19 protein-coding genes are annotated in these 21,491 nt (G+C 75.9%); 9 read left to right on the top strand and 10 right to left on the bottom strand.

Annotated features, from left to right (window positions below; genetic code table 11):
• The first annotated feature begins 190 nt into the window (after positions 1 to 190).
• The gene (locus tag ACT17Q_RS15165; protein ID WP_444663462.1) at positions 191 to 1,087 is read left to right on the top strand and encodes an amidohydrolase family protein; all 897 of its coding nucleotides are present in this window, start codon (positions 191 to 193) and stop codon (positions 1,085 to 1,087) included.
• A gap of 52 nt (positions 1,088 to 1,139) precedes the next feature.
• On the opposite strand, the gene ACT17Q_RS15160 is transcribed toward ACT17Q_RS15165, so the two are convergent.
• Positions 1,140 to 1,430 (bottom strand): YtxH domain-containing protein, encoded by a 291-nt coding sequence (locus tag ACT17Q_RS15160; protein ID WP_094181635.1) that lies wholly within the window; start codon positions 1,428 to 1,430, stop codon positions 1,140 to 1,142.
• A 181-nt stretch (positions 1,431 to 1,611) separates the two neighbouring features.
• Between ACT17Q_RS15160 and ACT17Q_RS15155 the strand changes: the two genes are divergently transcribed.
• Positions 1,612 to 2,901 carry an MFS transporter gene (locus ACT17Q_RS15155; RefSeq protein ID WP_268531418.1) on the top strand — a complete coding sequence of 430 codons (1,290 nt, stop codon included), beginning with the start codon at positions 1,612 to 1,614 and terminating at the stop codon, positions 2,899 to 2,901.
• Between the two features lie 9 nt (positions 2,902 to 2,910).
• Here ACT17Q_RS15155 and ACT17Q_RS15150 read toward each other — a convergent pair whose 3' ends face one another.
• Positions 2,911 to 3,600 (bottom strand): response regulator, encoded by a 690-nt coding sequence (locus ACT17Q_RS15150; RefSeq protein ID WP_444663459.1) that lies wholly within the window; start codon positions 3,598 to 3,600, stop codon positions 2,911 to 2,913.
• Complete coding sequence (locus ACT17Q_RS15145; protein ID WP_444663457.1) at positions 3,593 to 4,915, bottom strand: sensor histidine kinase; 1,323 nt, start codon at positions 4,913 to 4,915, stop codon at positions 3,593 to 3,595. Before ACT17Q_RS15145 ends, ACT17Q_RS15150 begins: the two co-directional genes overlap by 8 nt.
• A gap of 197 nt (positions 4,916 to 5,112) precedes the next feature.
• Between ACT17Q_RS15145 and ACT17Q_RS15140 the strand changes: the two genes are divergently transcribed.
• Complete coding sequence (locus ACT17Q_RS15140) at positions 5,113 to 5,937, top strand: M15 family metallopeptidase (protein WP_444663455.1); 825 nt, start codon at positions 5,113 to 5,115, stop codon at positions 5,935 to 5,937.
• A 13-nt stretch (positions 5,938 to 5,950) separates the two neighbouring features.
• Here the strand turns inward: ACT17Q_RS15140 and ACT17Q_RS15135 are convergent, their stop codons facing one another.
• Genes ACT17Q_RS15135 through ACT17Q_RS15125 form a run of 3 tightly spaced genes read right to left on the bottom strand, consistent with a single transcriptional unit; the run spans position 5,951 to position 8,095 of the window.
• Entirely contained in the window at positions 5,951 to 6,358 is a 408-nt protein-coding gene (locus ACT17Q_RS15135) for a VOC family protein (RefSeq protein ID WP_094182427.1), read from the bottom strand.
• Between the two features lie 10 nt (positions 6,359 to 6,368).
• Positions 6,369 to 6,842, bottom strand: coding sequence for a helix-turn-helix transcriptional regulator (locus tag ACT17Q_RS15130; RefSeq protein WP_444663453.1), 474 nt, complete (start codon positions 6,840 to 6,842; stop codon positions 6,369 to 6,371).
• Positions 6,839 to 8,095, bottom strand: coding sequence for an MFS transporter (locus ACT17Q_RS15125; RefSeq protein WP_444663451.1), 1,257 nt, complete (start codon positions 8,093 to 8,095; stop codon positions 6,839 to 6,841). The genes ACT17Q_RS15130 and ACT17Q_RS15125 overlap by 4 nt, the downstream gene beginning before the upstream one ends.
• A gap of 104 nt (positions 8,096 to 8,199) precedes the next feature.
• Here ACT17Q_RS15125 and ACT17Q_RS15120 point away from each other — a divergent pair, with 104 nt between their 5' ends.
• Positions 8,200 to 9,216: a LacI family DNA-binding transcriptional regulator gene (locus tag ACT17Q_RS15120; protein ID WP_094181642.1), complete on the top strand. Its 1,017-nt coding sequence runs from the start codon at positions 8,200 to 8,202 to the stop codon at positions 9,214 to 9,216.
• Positions 9,217 to 9,226: 10 nt separating this feature from the next.
• Here the strand turns inward: ACT17Q_RS15120 and pgm are convergent, their stop codons facing one another.
• Together pgm and ACT17Q_RS15110 are read right to left on the bottom strand one after the other, a co-directional pair.
• Positions 9,227 to 10,909 carry a phosphoglucomutase (alpha-D-glucose-1,6-bisphosphate-dependent) gene (gene pgm / locus ACT17Q_RS15115; protein ID WP_268534060.1) on the bottom strand — a complete coding sequence of 561 codons (1,683 nt, stop codon included), beginning with the start codon at positions 10,907 to 10,909 and terminating at the stop codon, positions 9,227 to 9,229.
• Positions 10,910 to 10,962: 53 nt separating this feature from the next.
• Complete coding sequence (locus tag ACT17Q_RS15110; RefSeq protein ID WP_444663448.1) at positions 10,963 to 11,457, bottom strand: hypothetical protein; 495 nt, start codon at positions 11,455 to 11,457, stop codon at positions 10,963 to 10,965.
• Positions 11,458 to 11,659: 202 nt separating this feature from the next.
• On the opposite strand from ACT17Q_RS15110, the gene ACT17Q_RS15105 reads away from it, so the two are divergent.
• The 5 genes from ACT17Q_RS15105 to pheA all read left to right on the top strand — a co-directional run bounded on the left by ACT17Q_RS15105 (position 11,660) and on the right by pheA (position 19,486).
• A complete protein-coding gene (locus ACT17Q_RS15105; RefSeq protein ID WP_094181643.1) occupies positions 11,660 to 12,484 on the top strand; it encodes a DUF5926 family protein in 825 nt (274 codons plus the stop codon).
• Between the two features lie 103 nt (positions 12,485 to 12,587).
• On the top strand, positions 12,588 to 13,136 hold the full coding sequence (locus ACT17Q_RS15100; protein ID WP_444663446.1) for a methylated-DNA--[protein]-cysteine S-methyltransferase: 549 nt from the start codon (positions 12,588 to 12,590) through the stop codon (positions 13,134 to 13,136).
• Between the two features lie 53 nt (positions 13,137 to 13,189).
• Positions 13,190 to 14,056 (top strand): glycosyltransferase family 2 protein, encoded by an 867-nt coding sequence (locus ACT17Q_RS15095; RefSeq protein ID WP_371860783.1) that lies wholly within the window; start codon positions 13,190 to 13,192, stop codon positions 14,054 to 14,056.
• 47 nt (positions 14,057 to 14,103) lie between these two features.
• A complete protein-coding gene (locus ACT17Q_RS15090; protein WP_444663444.1) occupies positions 14,104 to 18,534 on the top strand; it encodes a hypothetical protein in 4,431 nt (1,476 codons plus the stop codon).
• The gene (pheA, locus tag ACT17Q_RS15085) at positions 18,521 to 19,486 is read left to right on the top strand and encodes a prephenate dehydratase (RefSeq protein ID WP_094182431.1); all 966 of its coding nucleotides are present in this window, start codon (positions 18,521 to 18,523) and stop codon (positions 19,484 to 19,486) included. The genes ACT17Q_RS15090 and pheA overlap by 14 nt, the downstream gene beginning before the upstream one ends.
• A 3-nt stretch (positions 19,487 to 19,489) precedes the next feature.
• Here the strand turns inward: pheA and ACT17Q_RS15080 are convergent, their stop codons facing one another.
• Positions 19,490 to 20,176 carry a GntR family transcriptional regulator gene (locus tag ACT17Q_RS15080; protein WP_141320915.1) on the bottom strand — a complete coding sequence of 229 codons (687 nt, stop codon included), beginning with the start codon at positions 20,174 to 20,176 and terminating at the stop codon, positions 19,490 to 19,492.
• A gap of 93 nt (positions 20,177 to 20,269) precedes the next feature.
• On the bottom strand, positions 20,270 to 21,403 hold the full coding sequence (locus ACT17Q_RS15075; RefSeq protein ID WP_444663441.1) for a diacylglycerol/lipid kinase family protein: 1,134 nt from the start codon (positions 21,401 to 21,403) through the stop codon (positions 20,270 to 20,272).
• Positions 21,404 to 21,491: the final 88 nt, after the last annotated feature.

Genomic DNA, 21,491 nt, shown 5'->3' with positions numbered 1-21,491 from the left:
GGGCCGGCCGGCCCCCGCAAGCGCTTCGACGGGCGCCGTCGCGGCACTACCCTCCGGCCGTCCGGTATGTCAGGATCACGCCAGTCGTTCACCGGTCAGGGGCGGTGACGGGGCGACGAGGCCTCGCATACCCCGCGTCCGCCGGTGCGTGGCAGCACGCCGAGCCGCACGGACAGGACCAGGTGATCACGTGATCGTCGACACGCACGCCCACGTGTGGGATCCCGCCCGGGTCCGGTACCCGTGGCTGCGGCCGAGCATGGGCCCGCTCGTCGGCACGTTCGGCTACCCGGACCTGGCCGCGCACCTCGACGACGAGCACGAGCTCGAGGCCTGCGACCGTGGCGAGCACGTGCGTGCGGTGCTCGTGCAGGCCGCCGACGACCCGCGCGACGTCGAGGTCATGGCCGACGTCGCCGCCGACGAGCCGCGCGTCGCCGGGCTCGTCGTGCGGGCGCCGGTCGACCGGCCCGAGCTCGTCGAGGGCGAGGTCGAGCGAGCCGGTGTGATCGCGGCGGACGCCGGCACGCGCATCGTCGGGGTGCGCACCATGCAGCACCGCGACGAGGGCGCGGCCTGGCTCGCACGCCCCGAGACCGACGCCGGCCTCGCGGTGGTCGACGCCCTGGGCCTCGCCTACGAGTGCCTCGTGACGACGCCCGACGGCCTGGCACAGCTGCCCGCGGTGGTCGAGCGGCACCCGGGCCTGCGCTTCGTCGTCGACCACCTCGGCCGCCCGCCGCTCGGCGACCCGGACGCCCTCGCGCACTGGCGCGCGCTGCTCGCACCCGTCGCGCAGCACCCCGGCGTCGTCGCGAAGCTGTCCGGGCTCTTCCCGCGCGGCGTGCCCGGCCGCGAGTACGCCGACCAGGTGCGCGAGGTCGTCGACGTCGCGCTCGAGCTGTTCGGACCACGCCGGCTCATGCTCGGCTCGGCCTGGCCCGTCTCGCTCCTGCACGGCGGGCCCGCGGTCGCGTGCGTCGCGGTCGACGCGGCCCTGCAGGCCGCGCTGGGCCACGACGACCTGCACGACGTCCGCGCCGGGACCGCGTCCGACGTCTACGGGCTCGCGCGCGTCACCAGCTGAGCGCCCGTCGGACGCTCGGCGGCCGGCCGCCGGACGGCTGGATGCTGGACGGCTAGATGCTGTACGGCGTCTCCGGCTCGACGACCACCGACGGCTCGTCGGCCGAGCGGCCCGTCGCGGACCGTGCCGCGTCGACCGCCTTGTCCTTCAGCGCGACGCCCTGCTGCTTCGCGAAGTCGAGCGCCTGCTCCTCGACGTCCTTGACGACGCCCTGCACCTTCGGGTGGCGCCACGCCTCGCCGGCCTTCTCGCCCGCCTTGCCCAGCAGGTCGCGGCCCTTGCGTGTTGCCAGCAGGTACCCGAAGCCGACGCCGACGACGAACGTGCCGATCCTCCCGCTCACACGACCACCTCCTGAAGACCGCCGCCGCGACCGAGCGCCGCGCGAACCATCCGACCCTAACCACCGCACCGGTCCCGCGCGCGGCGACACCGACCGCCGCACGAGCCGGCCCGCCCGCGAGGCCGGGCACGCGCGATGGCGGTGTCCGCGTGGGTGGTGGGTCGGTGCCTAGAGTGAGTTGGTGAGGTCTCTCGTCGTCGACACGACGCCCCTGCGGATCAGTCCCGACTTCCGGCGTCTGTGGCTGGGCCTGTCGGTGGCGAACCTGGGGACGCAGCTGACGGTCGTCGCGGTCGGGCTGCAGGTGTACGGGATCACGGGCTCGACGCTGTCGGTCGGCGTGCTGGGGATGTTCGCGCTGGTGCCGCTGGTCGTGTTCGGGCTGTACGGCGGTGCGATCGTCGACCACTACGACCGGCGCAAGGTCGCGCTGGTCGCCTCGGTGGTGTCGTGGGTGGCGATCATGGTGCTCGCGGTGCAGGGCTGGGCGGGCAACGAGCACGTGGGACTGCTGTACGGGCTGACGGCGGTGCAGTCGGGTGCGAACGCGGTGAACTCGCCGGCGCGGTCGGCGATCATCCCGCGGCTGCTGGAGCCGCGGCTGATGCCGGCGGCGAACGCGTTGCAGACCATCGGCTTCCAGGTGGCTCTGACGGTGGGGCCGTTGCTGGGTGCGGTGCTCGCGGCGGTCGACTACGGGCTGGCGTACACCGTGGACGCGGTGCTGTTCACGTTCGCGCTGGGGGCGGTGCTCCGGCTGCCGCCGGTGCTGCCGGAGCCGTCGGAGAACCGGCGCCAGCGGGTGGGGATCGGCTCGGTGGTCGACGGGCTGCGTTACCTGGGCACGCAGCCGGACGTGCGGATGACGTTCCTGGTGGACCTGTGCGCGATGGTCCTGGCGATGCCGCGCGTCGTGTTCCCCGCGGTCGGCATCTGGTACCTGGGCGGCGGCGAGACGACGACCGGCATCCTCACCGCGGCGCTCGCGGTGGGGGCGGTGACGTCCGGGCTGCTGTCGGGCGGGTTGGCGCGCGTGCGGTGGCAGGGCCGCGTGATCACGTGGGCGATCACCGGGTGGGGTGCGTCCGTCGTCGCGTTCGGGCTGGTGCTCGTCGTCGTGGGGCGGGACCGTCCCGGGCACGTGCTGTGGGGTGCGCTCGCGATCGCGTGCCTGACGCTCGTCGCGGCGGGCGCGTCCGACGAGGTGAGCGCGATCTTCCGGCAGACCATCCTGCAGACCGCGACTCCCGACGACATGCGCGGCCGGCTGCAGGGCGTGTTCATCGTCGTGGTCGCGGGTGGCCCGCGGCTCGGGGACGTCGTGATCGGGTCGATGTCGTCCGCGGTGGGCGAGGGGTGGGCGGTCGTGATCGGCGGGCTGGCGTGCGTGGCGGCGCTGTGGGTGCTGGTCCGCACGCAGCGCACGTTCTGGCGGTACGACGCGCGTCGCGTGATGTCGGTCCCGGCCTGAGGGCGCGGCTCAGCCGCCGACCGTCACCAGCCCGGACTCGTACGCGACGACGACGAGCTGCGTGCGGGTGGTGCATGCCAGCTTGCGCAGCAGCGCGTGCACGTGCGCCTTCACGGTCGCCTCGCCCACGCCGAGCGCGTCGGCGACGTCCTGGTTGGTCCCGCCGCGCGCGACGGCGAGCAGCACGTCCCGCTCGCGCTGCGTGAGGGTCGCGACGAGCGTCGCCGCCGCACCGGTGCCCTGGGGTGCGGCCGCCGCGGACGCGGCCGCGCGCCACTGCTCGACGACCACGCCGGTCACCTTCGGGTCGAGCACCTGACCGCCCGCGCGCACGCGGTGCACGGCGTCGACCAGCGCGGCGGGCTCGGCGTCCTTGAGCAGGAACGCGTGCGCCCCGGCGCGCAGCGCACCGGTGACGTACTCCTCGTCGTCGAACGTCGTCAGCACGACGACGCGCACGTCCGCGAGCGCGGGGTCCGCGCGGATGAGGCGGGTCGCCTCGACGCCGTCGGTGCCGGGCATGCGGATGTCGAGCAGCGCCACGTCGGGCCGCACGGAGCGCACCACGTCGAGCGCGGCGGCGCCGTCGGCGGCCTCGCCGACCACCTCGAGGTCCGGCTCGTGGTCGAGGATCATCCGCAGGCCCAGGCGGATCGTGGGTTGGTCGTCCACGACGACCACGCGGGTCACGTCAGGCATCGGCGGCCTCTCGACGGGGCGCTCGCCGCGCCGGGTCCTCGGGCAGGCGGTCCAGCGGGACGACGAGCCGCACGCGCCACCCGCCGCCCGGCAGGGCGCCCGCGACCACGGAGGCACCCGCCGCCGCGGCGCGCTCGCGCATGTGCAGCAGCCCGTTGCCGCCGAGCCCGGTCCCGGCGGTCGGAGGGCGCGGGGGACCGGGGTCGGTGACCTCCAGGACGACGTCCGTCGCGGACCGCGTGAGGGTCACCGTCGCGTGCGGGGCGGCGGAGTGCACGAGCACGTTCGTCAGCGCCTCCTGCGCGACACGCACCACCGCGAGCCCGACCTGCGGCGCGCACGCCGGGAGCGGGTCGGGCAGCGTGGCGCGCACGTCGAGGCCCGCCTCACGCACACGCGCGAGCACCCCGGGCAGCGCGTCGAGCCCCGCGGTCGGGGCGTACGGGGCGGCCTTTTCGTCGGCGGCCCGCAGCACCCGCACCACGGAGCGCATCGCGTCGAGCGCCTCCTTGCCCGCCGGGGCGATCCACCGCACGGCCTCGCGTGGCGCGTCGGGCTGCGCGTCCGCGACGCGGTCCGCGGCCTGCGCGCGCACCACGATCGCGGAGACGTGGTGCGCCACGACGTCGTGCAGCTCGCGTGCGATGCGCGTGCGCTCCGCCGCGACCGCCTCGCGCGCGCGGACCTCCTGCAGCGCGACGAGCTGCGCGTTGCGTTCCGCGAGGGACGCGGACGTGCGGGCGAGCCGGTGCACCATCGCACCGAGCAGCGCCGCCGCGACGACGAGCGCGACGAGCTGCACGGCCGACGACAGGTCGACCGCGGGGTGCCAGTCCCACGTGGACAGGCCCCACGCGGCGTTGGCGACGCCCGCCTGGAGCGTCACACCGAGCGCGCCGGCCACGAGCGCCGCGAGCACGGGCGGCTCCGCGCCCGCGCGCGTGACCGCGTACGTCGTGACGAGCAGCGGGATCACGTGGACGAACGACGGCATGCGACCGCCGTCGAGCACCAGCGAGTACGCCACCAGGTACCCGCCGGACACGGCCCAGAACCCGGTGCGTGCGGCCCAGCGGCGTACGGCCAGCGCGGCGACCAGACCGGCGCCCGCGCACCACCACGCCTCCGACGACGCCGGGATCCAGTAGTCCCACCGGCTGGCGACGACGAGCCCCGCGGTCCACAGCGCGCCCGCCGCGGCGGCCACCTGCAGGTCCTGGCGCCGCACCTCGCGGCGCTGCGCGCGCGCCACCGGCGACCCCGTCGCGCCCGCGGCGCGGTGCCCGGACGCGACGGCACGGACCTCGGCGGACATGCCGTCAACGTACGCGCCGTGCGGTGCGGTGATCACGAGACTCGCGGCGGACCCGACCTCCACCCTGGGGTGGAGGTCGCTCGGCCGCGCCGACCGCAGGGTGGGCGGCGTCTCGACCCTCGGAGGGGCTCTGACCAGGCACGCGACCCCACCACGGCCCGACGTCCGCACCCCGGTGCGCCCGTCAGGCTGGCGGCATGACGACGAGCACCGGGCCGCAGTGGCCCGCGACCCCGACTCCCGGACCGGGCGCTGCGCGCGCTGCGAGGACCGCGAGCTCGGGGCGGTCCGGGCGGCCGCAGGCCGTGCCGGGGCCGCTCGCAGCGTCCGTCGCGCAGGAGGGTGCGCGGCGCAGGCGTCGCCGCGGCGCGGTGCTCGTCGTCGTCCTCGCGGTCGCCACCTGGTACGGCGTGCGGTGGGCCGAGGACGCGTTCGCCGGGTCGCAGGGGGACCCGTCGGCCGCGACCGTGCCCGGGCGCTCGTCGGGCGACACCGCCGCGGACGGCTCGCCGGACGGCGGTCGGCAGGACGACGGAGCGCGTGACGGGGGCCGTGACGGGGGCCGTGACGGGGGCCGTGACGGGCACGCACCGGCCGACGACGACCTCGAGGCGCGGCTCACCCGGGTGGTCGACGAGCTGACCGCCGCGGGGATCGACCGTGAGCTGTCCCGGCGGTACGCGCGCGCCGACGCCGCCGCGGCGGCCGAGGGCGTCGAGCTCGTCGTCACCTCGGGGCGGCGCAGCGCGGCCGAGCAGCGGCGGCTGTTCGACGAGGCCGTCGAGCGGTACGGCTCCGAGCGCGAGGCGCGCCGGTGGGTCCTGCCGGCCGACCGGTCGGCGCACGTCGCGGGGACGGCGATCGACGTCGGGCGGACGGAGGGTGCGCTCTGGCTCGGTGAGCACGGGCAGGAGTACGGGTTGTGCCGCGTGTACGCCAACGAGATCTGGCACTTCGAGGCGATGCCGGACGGTGCGGACCGCTGCCCGCAGCTCCTGCCCGACTCGTCGTCGGGATGGTGACGCCCGGCGTGCGTCAGAGCTGGTTGATGCGCAGGTGGTTGCCCGCGGGGTCCCGCACGGCGGCGTCGCGCAGCCCCCACGGCTGGTCCGTGGGCTCCTGCGTGACCTCCGCGCCGGCGGCCGCGAGCTTCTCGAACGTGCCCGCGAGGTCGTGCGTCGCGAGGATCAGGCTCGCGTACGAGCCCTTGGCCATGAGCTCGACGATCGTGCGCCGCTCGTCGTCGGTCAGGCCGGGGTCCACGGCCGGCGGGTGCAGCACGATCGACACGTCGGGCTGCTCGGGCGAGCCGATGGTGATCCACCGCATCGACCCCTGGCCGACGTCGCCCCGGACCTCGAAGCCCAGCACGTCGCGGTAGAACGCGAGCGAGGCCTCCGGGTCGTCGGCGGGCAGGAACGTGGAGTGCACGAAGAGCGTCATGCGAGCCACGCTAGGAGAGCGGGGCGGTGGGTGCTTCTCGATTCCTGACCGGTTCGCGGGTCGAGCGCCGCACGGGTCGCAGCACCTGGCGCGCCTGGCAGCTCGGGATGCCCGCGGGCACGGCGTGCGGGTCGGCCGCCACGCGCCGGCGGTACTCGCTGGGTGACATCCCCACCAGCTCGGAGAACCTCGTCGAGAACGTCCCCAACGACTGGCAGCCGACCGCGAAGCACACGTCCGTCACGTTCAGGTCGCCGAGCCGCAGCAGGTGCATCGCGCGCTCGATGCGCCGCGTCATCAGGTAGCTGTACGGCGACTCCCCGTACGCGGCGCGGAACGTGCGGCTGAGGTGCCCCGACGAGACGTTGATGCCGCGCGCGAGTGCCTCGACGTCGAGCGGCTGCGCGTACTCCCGGTCGATGCGGTCACGCACGCGGCGCAGCTGCGCGAGCTCGCGCAGGCGCGGGTCGGCGGGCGGCGTCACGGTTCCAGTGTGTCCCGGACGGGTGCCTCCTCGCGACGGCCGCTCGCGAGCTCGTCGGCCAGCCGGGCGCGGTGCCCCGCGCGCAGGGGCCGCAGCGCGGACAGCGTGGCGACGAGCGCGGCGACGCCCGCGACGACCACGACGAGGAACCCGCCGTGCGAGCCGTCCGCGTCGATCCGGGTCCCGGCGATCGACGACCCGATCGACACACCCACCCCGAGCGACGTCCCGACCCACGTCAACCCCTCGGTCAGGCGCGCGCGCGGCACGATCTCCTGCACGAGCCCGTTGCCGTTGATGAGCGTCGGCGCGATCGCGAACCCGGTGACGAACATGACCGCCGCGAGCGCCCACAACGAGTTCACCAGCACGAACAGCGACACCCCGACGGCGAGCGCGACCATCCCGGCGCCGAACCGCGCCCACAGCGGCTGGGCCCAGCGTCGCGCCCCGTACAGCAGCCCGGACACGAGCGAGCCGGCCGCGAAGACCGCGAGGATGAACCCCGCGGCGGACGTGCGCCCGGCCTCCTCGGCGAACGCGACGGTCGAGACGTCGGTGGCCCCGAAGATCGCGCCGAGCGCGAGGAACACGAGGACGACGACGAGCATCCCGGGCAGGCGGATCAGCGACCCGCCCGGCGAGTCGTGGTGCGGGGTCGGCGGCGGTTCCGTACGCCGCTGCAGCAGGAACCACGTCCCGCCGAGCACCGCCGAGACCAGGGGCACGACGATGCCCGCGGTCGGGTCGACGCTCGTCGCGAGCAGCGTCGCGGCGGCGGGGCCGACGATGAACACCACCTCGTCGAGCGCGGACTCCAGGGAGTACGCGGTGTGGATCGCGTCCGCGTCGCGCTTCAGGAGGTACGTCCAGCGGGCGCGCACGAGCGACCCGAACTGGCCGGTCACGCCCGCGACGACCGCCGTCGCGTACAGGACCGGCTCGGGCGCCTCGAGCGACAGGGCCGCGACGAGCGCGCTGAGCCCCACCCCGCTGACCAGCAGCGCGGGGAACATCACGCGCGCCTGCCCGTGCCGGTCGACGAGGCGCGCGATCAGCGGCGCCGTCAGCGCGGACGTGACGACGAGGACGGCCGAGACCCGGCCGGCCAGCGCGTACGAGTCGTAGATCGCGGAGACGGCGAGGACGATGCCGATCCCCACCATCGAGATCGGCAGGCGCGCGAGGACGCCCGCGGCCGAGAAGGCGAGGGCTCCAGGTCGGGAGAGGAGGTCGAGGTACGGCCGGAACACCCCACGATCGTCGCACCCGCCGCCCACCTCCCGTGCTCGCGATCTGCGACACCCGGCCCCGGGGCTGGGACCGTTCCCGGCCATGGCCCTAGAGTGCCTACCCGATGGACACCACCGGGAACCCGCGCCGACGGCCCACCATCCGCGACGTCGCGGCTGCGGCCGGGGTGTCGCGCGGGACGGTCTCGCGCGTCCTCAACGGCGGGCACTGGGTCTCCCAGGAGGCGCTCGAGGCGGTGCAGGAGGCGATCCGCACCACCGGCTACACCACCAACCAGCACGCGCGCAGCCTCGTGACCGGCCGGTCCAACTCGGTCGCGTTCCTGCTGACCGAGCCGCGCCACCTGCTGTTCGAGGACCCCAACTTCTCGATCCTGCTGCGCGGCGCCGCGACCGAGCTGGCCGCACGCGGCATGCCCCTGCTGCTCATGGTTGCGGGCACGCCCGACGAGCAGGAGCAGATGCTCGGGTACGTCGGCGCCGGCCACGTCGACGGCGTGCTGCTCATCTCGTCGCACGCCGGCTCGCCCGTGCTGCGCGAGCTCGTCGCCCTCCAGATCCCCACGATCGCGTGCGGCATCCCGCTCGGCTTCGAGCAGGACGTCGGGTACGTCGCGGCCGACGACCTGGGCGGTGCACGGGTCATCACCCGACACCTGATCGAGTCCGGACGCGAGCGCATCGCGATGATCACCGGCCCCATGGACACCCCGGGCGGTCGCCTGCGCCTCGACGGCTTCCGCCTCGAGCTCGGGGACCGGTACGACGAGACCCTGGTCGCGCACGGTGACTACCTGCGCCCGTCCGGGGTGAGCGCGATGCAGGAGCTGCTCGAGCGCCGGCCCGACCTCGACGCCGTGTTCGCCGCGAACGACGCCATGGCCGCGGGCGCGCTGCTCGCGCTCGCGGACGCGGGCCGGTCCGTGCCGGGCGACGTCGCCGTCGCCGGGTTCGACGACGCGGGCATCGCCGCCGCGACGAACCCGCCGCTGACCACGATGCGTCAGCCGTTCGAGCGGATCAGCGCCGAGATGGTGCGGCTGCTGCTCGAGGTCGTCGACGGCAAGACGCCCGCCGCGGTGACGCTGCCCGCGTCGCTCGTCGTGCGCGAGTCCACCTGACCCGCCGCGCTCAGTCCGCGAGCGCCGCCGAGACCACGTCCTTCGCCTCGGCCTGCACCTGCGCGAGGTGCTCGGCGGACACGAACGACTCGGCGTAGATCTTGTAGACGTCCTCCGTGCCCGAGGGGCGCGCGGCGAACCACGCGTCGTCGGTGACGACCTTGAGCCCGCCGATCGACGCCCCGTTGCCCGGTGCCTGCGTCAGCCGTGCGGTGATCGCGCCGCCCGCGAGCGTCGTCGCGGTCACCTGCTCGGGCGACAGGGCCGCGAGCCTGGCCTTCTCGTCGCGCGTCGCGGCCGCGTCGATGCGCGCGTACCAGGACTCGCCGAGCTCGTCGACGAGCGCGCGGTGGTGCTCCGAGGGCGACCGCCCGGTCGTCGCGAGGATCTCCGAGGCCAGCAGGCACGCGATCGGGCCGTCCTTGTCGGTGGTCCACACGGTGCCGTCGGTGCGCAGGAACGACGCCCCGGCGGACTCCTCGCCGCCGAACCCGACCGACCCGTCGATGAGCCCGGGCACGAACCACTTGAAGCCCACGGGCACCTCGACCACGCGGCGCCGCAGCCGGGCGCCCACCCGGTCGACCAGCGACGACGAGACGAGCGTCTTGCCGATCGCCGCGTCCGGCGACCAGCCGGGGCGCGCGCCGCCGTACAGGTAGTCGATCATCACCGCGAGGTAGTGGTTCGGGTTCATCAGGCCGCCGTCGGGCGTGACGATGCCGTGCCGGTCGGAGTCCGCGTCGTTGCCCGTCGCGATGTCGTACGGAGCCGGCCCGTCGCCCGCGGTCATGCGGTTCACGAGCGAGGCCATCGCGTACGGCGACGAGCAGTCCATGCGGATCTTGCCGTCCCAGTCGAGCGTCATGAACGGCCAGCGCGGGTCCACGGTGGGATTCACGACGGTCAGGTCCAGCCCGTACCGCTCCCCGATGACGCCCCAGTACTCCGCCATCGCGCCGCCCAGCGGGTCGGCGCCGATCCGTACGCCCGCCGTCCGGATCGCGTCCAGGTCGACCACGTTCGCCAGGTCGTCCACGTACGCCGTGAGGTAGTCGTGCCGCTTCACGAGCGGGGAGGTGACCGCGCGCTCGTAGGGGACGCGGGGGACGTTGCGCCAGCCGTCCGCGAGCAGCTGGTTCGCGCGCTCCGCGATCGGGCCGGTCGCCTCACCGCCCGCCGGGCCGCCGTGCGGCGGGTTGTACTTGAAGCCGCCGTCCGCGGGCGGGTTGTGCGAGGGGGTCACGACGATGCCGTCGGCCAGCCCCGGGCCCTGCGTGCGCACGCCGGCGGCCGTGCCCGCGCCGTTGTGCCGCAGGATCGCGAGCGAGACCGCGGGCGTCGGCGTGAACGAGTCGCGCGCGTCGACGTGCACCTCGACGTCGTTCGCGACCAGCACCTCGATCGCGGTGCGCTGCGCCGGCTCCGACAGGCCGTGCGTGTCCCGGCCGATGAACAGCGGCCCGTCCGTGCCCTGGCTGCGCCGGTACTCCACGATCGCCTGCGTGATCGCGACGATGTGCGCCTCGTTGAACGCGGTCCGCAGCGACGAGCCGCGGTGCCCGCTGGTGCCGAACACCACCTGCTGGTCCGGGTCGGTGGGGTCCGGCACGCGGTCGTAGTACGCGCCGACGAGCGCGTCGACGTCGATGAGGTCCTCGGGCAGAGCGGGGGTTCCGGCGCGGGGATGCATGCCCCCATCCAACCTCGCCGGCGCCCGGGTCCGCACCCCCTGAACCCCCCGCCCTACGTCGCACGCCACGCCCCCACCCCCGTCGCACTCCACCTCCCCACCCCCGTCGGACTCCACCCCCGCGCCCCCGTCGGACTCCAACCCGCGACCCCGTGATTCCTCCGGCTCCGCCCCCGCATACCCGGAGCAACCGCGGTCTCGTCGATCTCCACGTCCGCGACCTCGTCGGAGTCCATGTCCGCGGCCTCGTCGGACCCCACGTCCGCGACCCCGTGGTTGCTCCGGCTCCGCCTGCGCATACCCGGATCAACCGCGGTCTCGTCGATCTCCACGTCCGCGACCTCGTCGGAGTCCACGTCCCCGGCCTCGTCGGACTCCACGTCCGCGACCCCGTGGTTGCTCCGGCTCCGGCTGCGCATACCCGGAGCAACCGCGGTCTCGTCGGAGTTCACGTCCGCGAACTCGACTGACCCCACGTCCGCGACCCCGTGGTTGCTCCGGCTCCGGCTGCGCATATCCGGAGCGAGCGCGGTCTCGTCGGACGCCATGGCCGCGACCCCGTGGTTGCTCCGGGTGCGGCTGCGTATACCCGGAGCAGTCGCGGTCTCGTCGGAGTTCACGTCTGCGGGCTCGGCGGGGTGCGCTTGCGCGAGCCCGTGGTTGCTCCGGCTCTGGGGGTGCATACCCGGAGCAGGTGCGGGGTCGGGGTGAGGGGCGGTGGGGTGGGGGTGGGCCGGTAGGCTCGCGGGCATGGCCAAGGGATCTGTGGAGTTCGTGCTGCGTCCGTTCGAGGGGCTCCCCGGTGAGCCCGACTGGGTGGCGCTCAAGGAGGTCGTCCCCGCGGCGACGGCGACGGCCCGCACCACCGCGGAGCACGGCGCCAAGGACGTCCTGGTCACGACGATCCTGCCGCAGGCCTGGCCCGCGCTGCACCGCTCCGACGGCGTCGTCCTGCTGGCGCTGCAGACCACGTCGAGCTCGGGCGACGCGAGCCGCGACCTCGCAGCCGCGCTGCTCGAGGCGCTCGACGTCGAGCCCGGCACCGCGATCGAGACGACCGGCCTGCCCGACGCCGGCCCGCGCCTGCAGGACGTGCTGGACCTGTCCGTCCCGTTCGAGGTCACGGTCCACGACTCGTTCTCCTACTGGCTCGCGCCGGACGTCGAGCGCACCGCGGACCTCGAGGCCGCGATCGAGGACGCCGACGCGGGCATCATCGACACCGCCAAGGTCGCGGCGGTCGAGTCGGCCTACTGGTGCCGGATGGGCGCCAAGGAGTTCCTGCGCTGGGCGCAGCCGCACGACGAGCAGACGGTCCTGGACGGCCTCGCCCGCCTGCACGCCAAGCGTGAGTCCGGGTTCGCCGGCGGCAAGTTCATCGGCTACTTCCGCTCGAGCGGGCTCGTCGTGCCGGTGTGGGAGCTCGCGCGCGGGACCGAGGCGGAGGAGCTCGAGGAGCCCGTCGCCGCGTTCGCCCCCGCGTTCGAGGCGGCCCTCGCGAGCACCGAGCCGCTCGACGCGAACGAGCGCCGCGCCCGCGCGGGCCTCGTCGCGCGCCAGGTCACGCTCCGCTGATCGCACCTCACGTCCGCCCCGGCCCGGCCGTCTTCCTCGCAGGAGACCGCCGGGCCGCGGCGTGTCGGAGGCACGGGCCATGCTGGGCCGGGAGGTGAGCCGGATGGGGACCCGGATGGGGATGACGTGGCACACGGTCGTGCCGAGCCCGATCGGACCGCTGTCCGTGGGGGTGGTGGACGACGACGAGGGCGCGGCGGTCACGCACGTGCGCATGACCCGGTCCGACGACCGCGCGTCCGACCCGTTCGCGGACCTCACGGGCACGCGCGTCGTGCCCGACGACCACCCGCTCCTGCGCGAGGCGGTCCGCCAGCTCGAGGCGTACCTCGCGGGCGGGCTGCGCGACTTCGACCTGCCCCTGCGCCCGCAGGGCTCGGCGTTCCAGCTGCGGGTGTGGGACGGGCTGCGGCGCATCCCGTACGGCACCACGACGACGTACGGCGCGCTCGCGGCCGCGGTCGGGCTCGACCCGCGCACGTCGTCGCGCGCGGTCGGCGCCGCGAACGGGGCCAACCGCCTCGCGATCGTCGTGCCGTGCCACCGGGTGGTCGGCGCGGACGGCACGCTCACCGGCTTCGCGGCGGGCGTGGACCGCAAGCGCGCGCTGCTGGACCTGGAGTCGGCCGCGGTCACGGCCACGTTGTTCTGAGGCGTGGCCGCACCGGTCTGACGTGCGGCGCGCGCGTCAGTAGGCTGGGCGCCGTGACGCCCCCCGCCCCGGCCGACCGCGCTGGCGACAAGCCCGCGACCGGCCCGACCGACACCCCCGAGCGCCCCGAGGCGGAGACCGCCAAGCCCCGTGCGCGGGGCAGCCGGGTCCGTCAGCGGGTCGCGGTGATCATCCCCGCCAAGGACGAGTCGCGCCGGATCGCGGCGACCGTCCGCTCGGCCAAGGCGATCCCGCACGTCGACCTCGTGCTCGTCGTCGACGACGGCTCGGAGGACAACACGCAGCACGTCGCGCGGGAGGCCGGTGCGGTCGTCGTGCGCCACTCGCACAACCGCGGCAAGGCCGCCGCGATGGAGACCGGTGCCGCGGTCGTCGCGATGCGGGACGCGCCGGACCGCCCCGCACGCGTCCTGCTGTTCATCGACGGCGACCTCGCGGAGACCGCGGTGAACACCGCGCCGCTCGTGCCGCCCGTCCTCGAGGGGCACACGGACCTGGCGATCGCGAACCTGCCGCCGCAGCCCGGAGCGGGCGGGCGCGGGATCGTCGTCGGCGCCGCGCGCCGCGCGATCGCGTCCCTCACGGGCTGGACCCCGAACCAGCCGCTGTCCGGCATGCGCTGCCTCACGCGCGAGGCGTTCGAGGCCGCGACGCCGCTCGCGCACGGCTGGGGCGTGGAGACCGGCATGACGATCGACCTGCTGCGCCAGGGGTTCCGCGTCGTCGAGGTGCCGTGCGACCTGCGGCACCGCCCGTCGGGCGGCGACCTGCGCGGCCAGCTGCACCGCGCGGCGCAGTACCGCGACGTGCAGCTCGCGGTGAACGCGCGGCGCGTGCGGGCCGCGGCGGGTGCCGTGCGTCGCTCGGTGTCGGCCAAGCAGCCGCCGACGCACCGCTGACCGGGCACCGGCGGACCGCTCCCGGCGCGGGCCCCTACCCTGGTCCGGTGCCCGCGCTGACCCCTGACCGTGCACCCGCGCGTCGTCGGGCGGTGCCCGTGCGCGGGTTCGCGCTGGTCACCGCGCTGCTGCTCGGCCTGCTCGTCGGTGGTGCGGGCCTCGTCGGCGGCGCCGCGCCGGCGCGCGCGGACGACCCCGCCGCACCCGTCGAGCCGGTCGTGCTCGTCGGCGTCGGCGGGCTGCACTGGGACGACGTCGAGCGGTCGGGCACGCCCACGCTGTGGCGGATGGTCGACGAGGGTGCGGTCGGCTCGATCTCGGTGCACACCTCCTCGGCACAGATGTGCCGGCTCGGTGGCTGGCTGACCATCTCCGCCGGCCGCCGGGTTCCCCCGGTGCCCGGCGCCGACTCCACCCCCGCCGAGCAGGGCGAGGACGGCGCGGACGAGACGATCGACGACTGCCCGCCCATGCCCGGCGTCAGCGCGAGCGACGCGGCACCCGGCCCCGCGGTCGTCACCGGCTGGACCGACCTGGTCGACCCGCCGTCCGACGACGTGCCCGCGGGCAGCTACGGCACGCCCGGGGCCGTCGCGACGCTCGTCGCCCCCACCGGCGAGTGCACCACCGCGGTCGGGCCGGGCGCGGCGCTCGCGCTCGCGGACGCCACGGGCCGGCTCGACCGGTACGCGCTGCGCCTCGGCGACGTGCCCGACGAGGCGCTCTCGTCGTGCGCGGTCACGGTGCTGGACGCGGGCGAGCTGCCCGCCGACCGCACCGCGCGGCGCGACGCGCTCGCGCTGCTCGACGACGACCTGCGCCGCGTCCTGGCGGTCGTCGACCCGGGAACGCGCGTCGTCGTCGCTGGGACGTCCGACGGCCCCACGGGGGAGACGGGCCTGCAGGCCGTGCTGCAGTGGCGCGCGGGCTCGTCGTCGCCCGGGTGGCTGACGTCGGAGTCGACCCGGCGCACCGGCATCGTGACCCTCACCGACCTGTCGGCCACGCTCGTGCAGGCGGCCGGCGCCGACCCGGCCGAGCTCGACGGCGCGCCCCTGCAGGTCACCGAACGGCGCCCCAACGCGGACCGGACCGTCGAGAACCGCCGCTACCTGACCGAGATGACGACCATCGGCCCGCACCTCATGCCGCTGCTGCTCACGGTCGTGGGCGTGGCCGCGGCGCTCGCGGTGGGCGCCGTCGCGCTCCTGCGCCGCCGGGGTCGCCGCCCGACGCCCGCGCTGCGGCGCGTGACGCTCGCGGTCCTGCTGCTCGGGGTGTGCACGCCCGTGGGCGCGCAGCTCGCGGCGCTGTCGCGGTGGTGGGACTCGCCCGCGCCGCTGTTCGCCGCCGCCGGGTGGTGGGGCGTCGCGACCGTCGGTGCGGCGCTCGTCGTGTGGGCCGTGGCGCGGGTGCTGCCGCCGAGCCGGTGGCGGCTCGCGACCGCGGCGGCCGGGGTGACGTGGGTCGTCGTGACCGTCGACGGGCTGACCGGGACCGTCCTGCAGCAGGGCTCGGTGCTCGGCATCTCGACGCTCGGGGCGCGGTACTACGGCTTCGGCAACACGACGTTCGGCGTGTACGCCGCGGCGTCCCTGGTACTCGCGGCGGGCGTCGCCGCGTACGCGGTGGAGCGCGGGCGGCGCAACGTCGGGGTGCTCGCCGCCGCGGCGGTCGGCGCGGTGTCGGTGGTCGTCGACGGGTGGCCCGCGTTCGGTGCGGACTTCGGCGGGGTGCTCGCGCTCGTGCCGGCGTTCGCGGTGCTCGTCGTCGCGGTCGGCGGCGGGACGTTCGGCGCGCGGCGCGCGTTCGCGTACGTGGCCGCGGCGATCGGCGTCGTCGTGCTCGTGTCGGTCGTGGACTGGGCTCGGCCCGGCCGCGCGTCGCACCTGGGGCAGTTCGTGCAGCGGGTGCTCGACGGCGACGCGGTCGGCGTGGTGGCGGGCAAGGCCGCCGGCGCGTGGGCGACCGTGACCCCACCGGTCGGGTTCGTCGCCGCGCTCGCGTGCGTCGCGGTGTGCGTGGTGCTCGTCGGACCGGAGCGCCGGCGGCCCGCGGCGCTGCGCCGCCTGTACGCCACGTGGCCCGGGCTGAGCCGGCTGCTGCTCGCGGTCGTCGTCGTCGCGGTCCTCGGCAGCCTCCTCAACGACTCGGGCGTCGTGGTCGCGTCCACCGTGCTCGCGCTGTCGGGCGGCCTGCTGCTCGCGTCGCTCGTGCAGCACCGGTGGGCGCACCTGCCCGTCGAGCCCGCGCCCGTGCGAGCGCCGCTGCACCGGATGCCCGCGGTGCTCGTCGCGACCGGCGGCGGCCTGCTCGCGGCGCTGCTGCTCGCCACCGTCGTCGTGCCGCTGCCCGCGGCGGTCGCGGGCGACGTGGCCGTGGGGGCGGGGCCGTCCGCGACGCCCGACGACGCGCCCGTCGTCGTCGTCGGGACCACCGGGGTCGACTGGTCCGACGTCGACCGGTCCACCACGCCCACGCTGTGGGGGCTGCTGCGCGACGGCGCGCCCGCGGGCGGCGTGACCGCGGGGGCGTCGGGGCGCAACGCGTGGTGCGAGTCCGGCGGGTGGCTCGCGCTGTCGTCCGGCCGTGCACCCGTCGCCGGGACGACGCAGCACGGCACGTGGTCGTGCGCGTCGTGGGGCGTGACGCCCGCGGACGGCTCCGCGACCGTGCAGCACTGGGACGAGCTCGTCGCGCTGCAGTCCCGCTCGGAGTTCCGGCCGCGGCTCGGCGCGCTCGGCGCCGGGCTCGCGACGGTCGGCACGTGCGCGACCGCCGTCGGGCCGGGCGCGGCCCTTGCGCTCGCCGAGCCGGACGGGTCCGTCGCGCGCTACCGCACGGTCGACGAGGCGCTCGCGGACCCCGCCGACGCGTTCGCGTGCCCGACGACGCTCGTCGACGCGGGCTCCTCGGCCGTCGACCCGGTGCTCCTCGACGTGCTGGGCGAGGACGCGGCGACCGACGCGCTGCGGCAGGTCGACCGTGACGTCGCACGCGTGCTGCGCGCGGTGCCCGACGACGCGACCGTGCTCGTCCTGAGCACCGGGCCGGGGCAGCGTGCCCTGCCCGCGCTGGGCGTCGGCATCGGGGACCCGGGCACGGGCTCGGGGTACCTCGGGTCGGCGTCGACGCGCTGGGTGGGCGTGTTCCGGCTGCTGGACGTGCCCGTCGCGCTGCTGTCCCACGCGGGGGCGCGGGTGTCCGACGACTTCGCGGGGTCGCCCGTGCGCGTGGGCGAGGACCGCCCCGCGGCGGTCGCGACGACCGTGCGCCAGCTCGCCGACCTCACGACGCGCGACCAGGCGCTGCGCGGCACGTCGACCCCCGTGACCTCGCCACCCCTGGCCGTCGCGCTGCTCGTCGTGGCCGCCGCGGCGGTGCTGGGCCCCCGCCTCGCGCGGCGCCGGCCCGCGCTCGCGGAGCGGCTGCGCCGCACCGCCGACGCGCTCCTGCTCGTGCTCGCGGCCCTGCCCGTCGGGCTGTTCCTCATGACGACGACCTCGTGGTGGCGCTACGCCGACCCCGACCGCACGATGTGGCTCGCGTGCGGGGCGGCGACCGCGGTGGTCGCCGGCGTCGCGGCGCTCGTCCCGCGCCGGCCGCTGACCGCGGGCCCGGGCGTCGTCGCGGGCGTCACGTTCGCCGTGCTCACGCTGGACGCCGTGCTCGGCACGCCGCTGCACCGCGGCAGCCCGCAGGGGCCGGCCGTGACGCTCGGCGGCCGGTTCTACGGGTTCGGCAACCCCACGTACTCGTTCTACGTGGTCGCCGCGCTCGTCACGGCGGCCGTCTGCGGGTACGCGCTCGTGCGGCGCGGGCGGCGCCTGCTCGGCACTCTCGTGGCGGCGGCCGTGTGCGGCGTCGCGCTCGTCGTCGACCTGTGGCCCGCGCTGGGCGCGGACGTCGGCGGCGGGCTCGTGCTCGTCCCCGCGGGGCTCGTCGTCGTGCTCGGCGTCGCGGGCGTGCGGGTCACGTGGGTGCGGCTGCTCCTCGCGGGGGCCGCGGGCGTGCTCGTCGTCGGCGGCATCGCGGTGCTCGACTGGCTGCGTCCCGAGGCCGAGCGCACGCACCTGGGGGTGTTCGTGCAGCGCGTCGTGGACGGCTCCGCCTGGGAGACGGTCGCGCGCAAGCTCGGGTACGCCGCCGCGACCGTCACGAGCGGGTGGCTGACGGTGCTCACGCTCCTGGTGGTCGTGCTCGCGGTCGTCGTCCTGTGGCCGCGCAGCCGCGTGCGCGTCCCCGCGTGGGACCTGCTCGAGCGCCGGTGGCCGCCCGTGCGGCCGGTCGTCGTCGGCCTGCTCGTCGCGGGCGTCGCGGGCGGGCTCGTCAACGACTACGGGGTGCGCATCGTGACGGTCATGCTCGTCGCCGCGGTGCCGTTGCTCGGGACGCTCGGCCTGCGTGCGGTACGCGACGACTACCCTGCGAGCGACGACCCGACCCGACGACCGGACGGCGACGATGTCCCAGCCTGAGCTCCTGCGCTACGCCTACCTCGGCCCCGACGGGACGTTCACCGAGGACGCGCTGCGCCAGGTCGTCCCGCCCGACGAGGGCGTGTACCTGCCGCAGCACGACGTGGCGTCCGCGATCGACGCCGTGCGCGAGGGCCGGGCCGACCGCGCGGTCGTCGCGATCGAGTCGACCGTCGAGGGCGGGGTCACCGCGACGCTCGACCGGCTCGCGGCCGGTGACCCGCTGGTGATCCTGCGCGAGATGCTCGTGCCGGTGCAGTTCACGCTCGTCGCGGCGCCCGGTGTCGAGCTGTCCGACGTGCGCCGGATCTCCGCCCACCCGCACGCATGGGTGCAGTGCCGCCGCTGGCTCGCCCGTTTCCTGCCCCACGTGGTGCACGTGCCCGCGACGTCGAACACCGCGCCCGCCGCGCTCATCTCGGACGCGCTGCGCACGCCCGACGCGCCGGACCTCGGGTTCGACGCGGCTCTCGTGCCGCCGCGCGCGGTCGCCACGTACGGGCTGCAGCCGCTCGCGCAGGACATCGCCGACAACGCCGACGCCGCCACGAGGTTCGTGCTCATCGGCCCGCCCGGTGACGTGCCGCCGCCCTCGGGCGCGGACAAGACGACGCTCGTCGTCCACCTGCCCGACAACGAGGCGGGTGCGCTGCTGGCGATGCTCGAGCAGTTCGCGACGCGCGGCGTGAACCTCTCGCGCATCGAGTCGCGGCCGATCGGCGACTCGCTCGGCCGCTACTCGTTCTCGATCGACGCCGAGGGGCACGTCACCGACGAGCGTGTGGGTGAGGCGCTCATGGGTCTGCACCGGCGCTGCCCGTACGTGCGGTTCCTCGGTTCGTACCCGCGCGCGGACGCCGTGCGGCCCACGGTGCACATCGGGACGAGCGACGCGGACTTCCGCTCGGCGCGCGAGTGGCTCGCGCGGGTGCGCGGCGGCGCGACGACCTGACGCTCAGACCGCCAGCCCGCGGCGCACGGCCTCGCTCGTCAGCCCCTGCCCGAGGTCGGTGACGAGCCCGCGCACGGACTCGCGCACGACCTGCGGCTCGCGCGTGCGCAGGGCGGCGACGAACGCGTCGGTCCGCTCGCGCAGCACGTCCGTGCCCGGGTAGCCGGGCAGCAGGCCGAGCAGCCGGTCGAGGTGCGGGCGCATCGAGTGGACCGTGCGGGACAGCACGCGGTTGCCCGCGCGGTCGAGCAGCACGTCGAGCGCGGCGTCCAGCTCGACCGCCCGCTCGATGCCCTCGCCCTGCTCGTGCGCGACCAGCGCCTGCTCGACGTGCGCCTCGACGAGCGCCAGGTCCGCGGCCGCCAGCCGGTCCGCTGCCCGGCCCGCCGCCTGCGCGGACAGGGTCGCGACCACGTCGAGGACGTCCCGCAGGTGGTCCGGGTCGAGGGGCGCGACGCGCGAGCCGCGGTTCGGCTGGTACGTCAGCAGGTCCTGGTCGCCGAGCCGGCGCATCGCGTCGCGCACGGGTGTGCGGGACACGGACAGCCACGCGCCGATCTCCTCCTCGCGCACCACCTCACCGGGCGCGAGCTCACCGCTCACGACGACCCCCATGAGCCGCTCGTACACGATGTCGGCGAGCAGCAGTCGGCCGGACTCGACGGCCGCGGTCTGCGTGGGGATGGGCACGGTGGCTCCGGTCGTCGCGAGGGTGTGGGCATGTCCACCGTATGCACGTCCACGCGCGTCGGGCAGGACCCTCGTCCCGGCCGGGGGCGTGCGTCAGTGCGCGACCACGCGCACGACGAGCGCCCCGGGGTCGACGCGCGCCGAGACCTCCGACACGCGCCCGACGACCTCGCCGTCGACCTGCGCGTACTCCGCGCCGGACACGGCCACGCGCACCACGCGCGCCCGCGTGTGGTCGATGCGCCCGATACCGCGCGGCATGCCCCGGACCCCCACGCCCTGCAGCACCACCTCGCCGAACAGCTGCGCCCAGCCCGCCACGCCGCCGCGCGTGTCGATCGCCGCGATGTCGAGCCACCCGTCGTCGAGCACCGCCTCGGGCAGCAGCGTGATGCCGCCCGGCAGGCGGCCGCAGTTGCCGACCAGGAGGCTGCGCAGCCGCGCGGTCGTCGCGGGCCGGTCGTCGATGCGCACGTGCACGCGCGTGCGGCGTCCGTGCAGGTGCTTGATGCCCGCGAGGAAGTAGGCGATCCACCCGACGCGCGCCTTGAGGTCGTCGTCGGCGTCCGCGACCATCGCCGCGTCGAACCCGAGCCCGGCGATCACGAGGAACAGGTGCTCGTCGCCGTCCGCCGCCCGCACCGGGTCGTCGTCGGGGTCCCGCGCGGTGGCCTCCACGCGCAGCCAGCCGACGTCGATGGTGCGGTCGCGCCCGGTGACCACGGCCTCGAGCGCGGACAGCGGGCTGCCGATCGGGATGTCGAGGTTGCGGGCCAGCAGGTTCCCGGTGCCGAGCGGCAGGAGCCCCATGGGCACCCCCGTCCCGACGAGCGCGGCCGCGACCCCGCGCACCGTCCCGTCCCCGCCGACCGCGACCACGACGTCCGCGCCGCGCTCGAGCGCCTCGCGGGCCTGCCCCGTCCCGGGGTCCTCGACGGTGGTCTCCAGCCACAGCGGTGTGGGCAGGCCCTGCTCCGCCGCGGCGCTCTCGATGGCCTCGCGCAGCGCGGGCACGTCGGGCTTCGTGGGGTTGGCGACGAACGCGAGCTGCTGTCCGCGGGCGCGGACCTGCCGGGTGAGCGCCCGGGCCCGCGGGCTCGTCGCCGTCTCCTCCGCGTCGAGGCGGCGCAGCAGGTCCCGCTGCCGCAGCGCGACGACCGCGGCGACGACGAGGGCGGCGACCGCGAGCACTCCGGCGGCGAGCGCGGTCCACGCCTCCCATCTCACCCCCGCAAACTACCGAGCCGCGGCCCCCCGGGCGCGCGGAATACCCGCGGCCAGCTGCGTCTCACCCTCCCGCCCCCCGACGGGGCCG

Source organism: Cellulomonas sp. CW35 (assembly GCF_052378485.1).
Taxonomy (GTDB): Bacteria; Actinomycetota; Actinomycetes; order Actinomycetales; family Cellulomonadaceae; genus Cellulomonas; species Cellulomonas uda.
The sequence above is the reverse complement of the archived record's forward strand: the minus strand, read 5'-3'. Positions and strand labels throughout refer to the sequence as shown.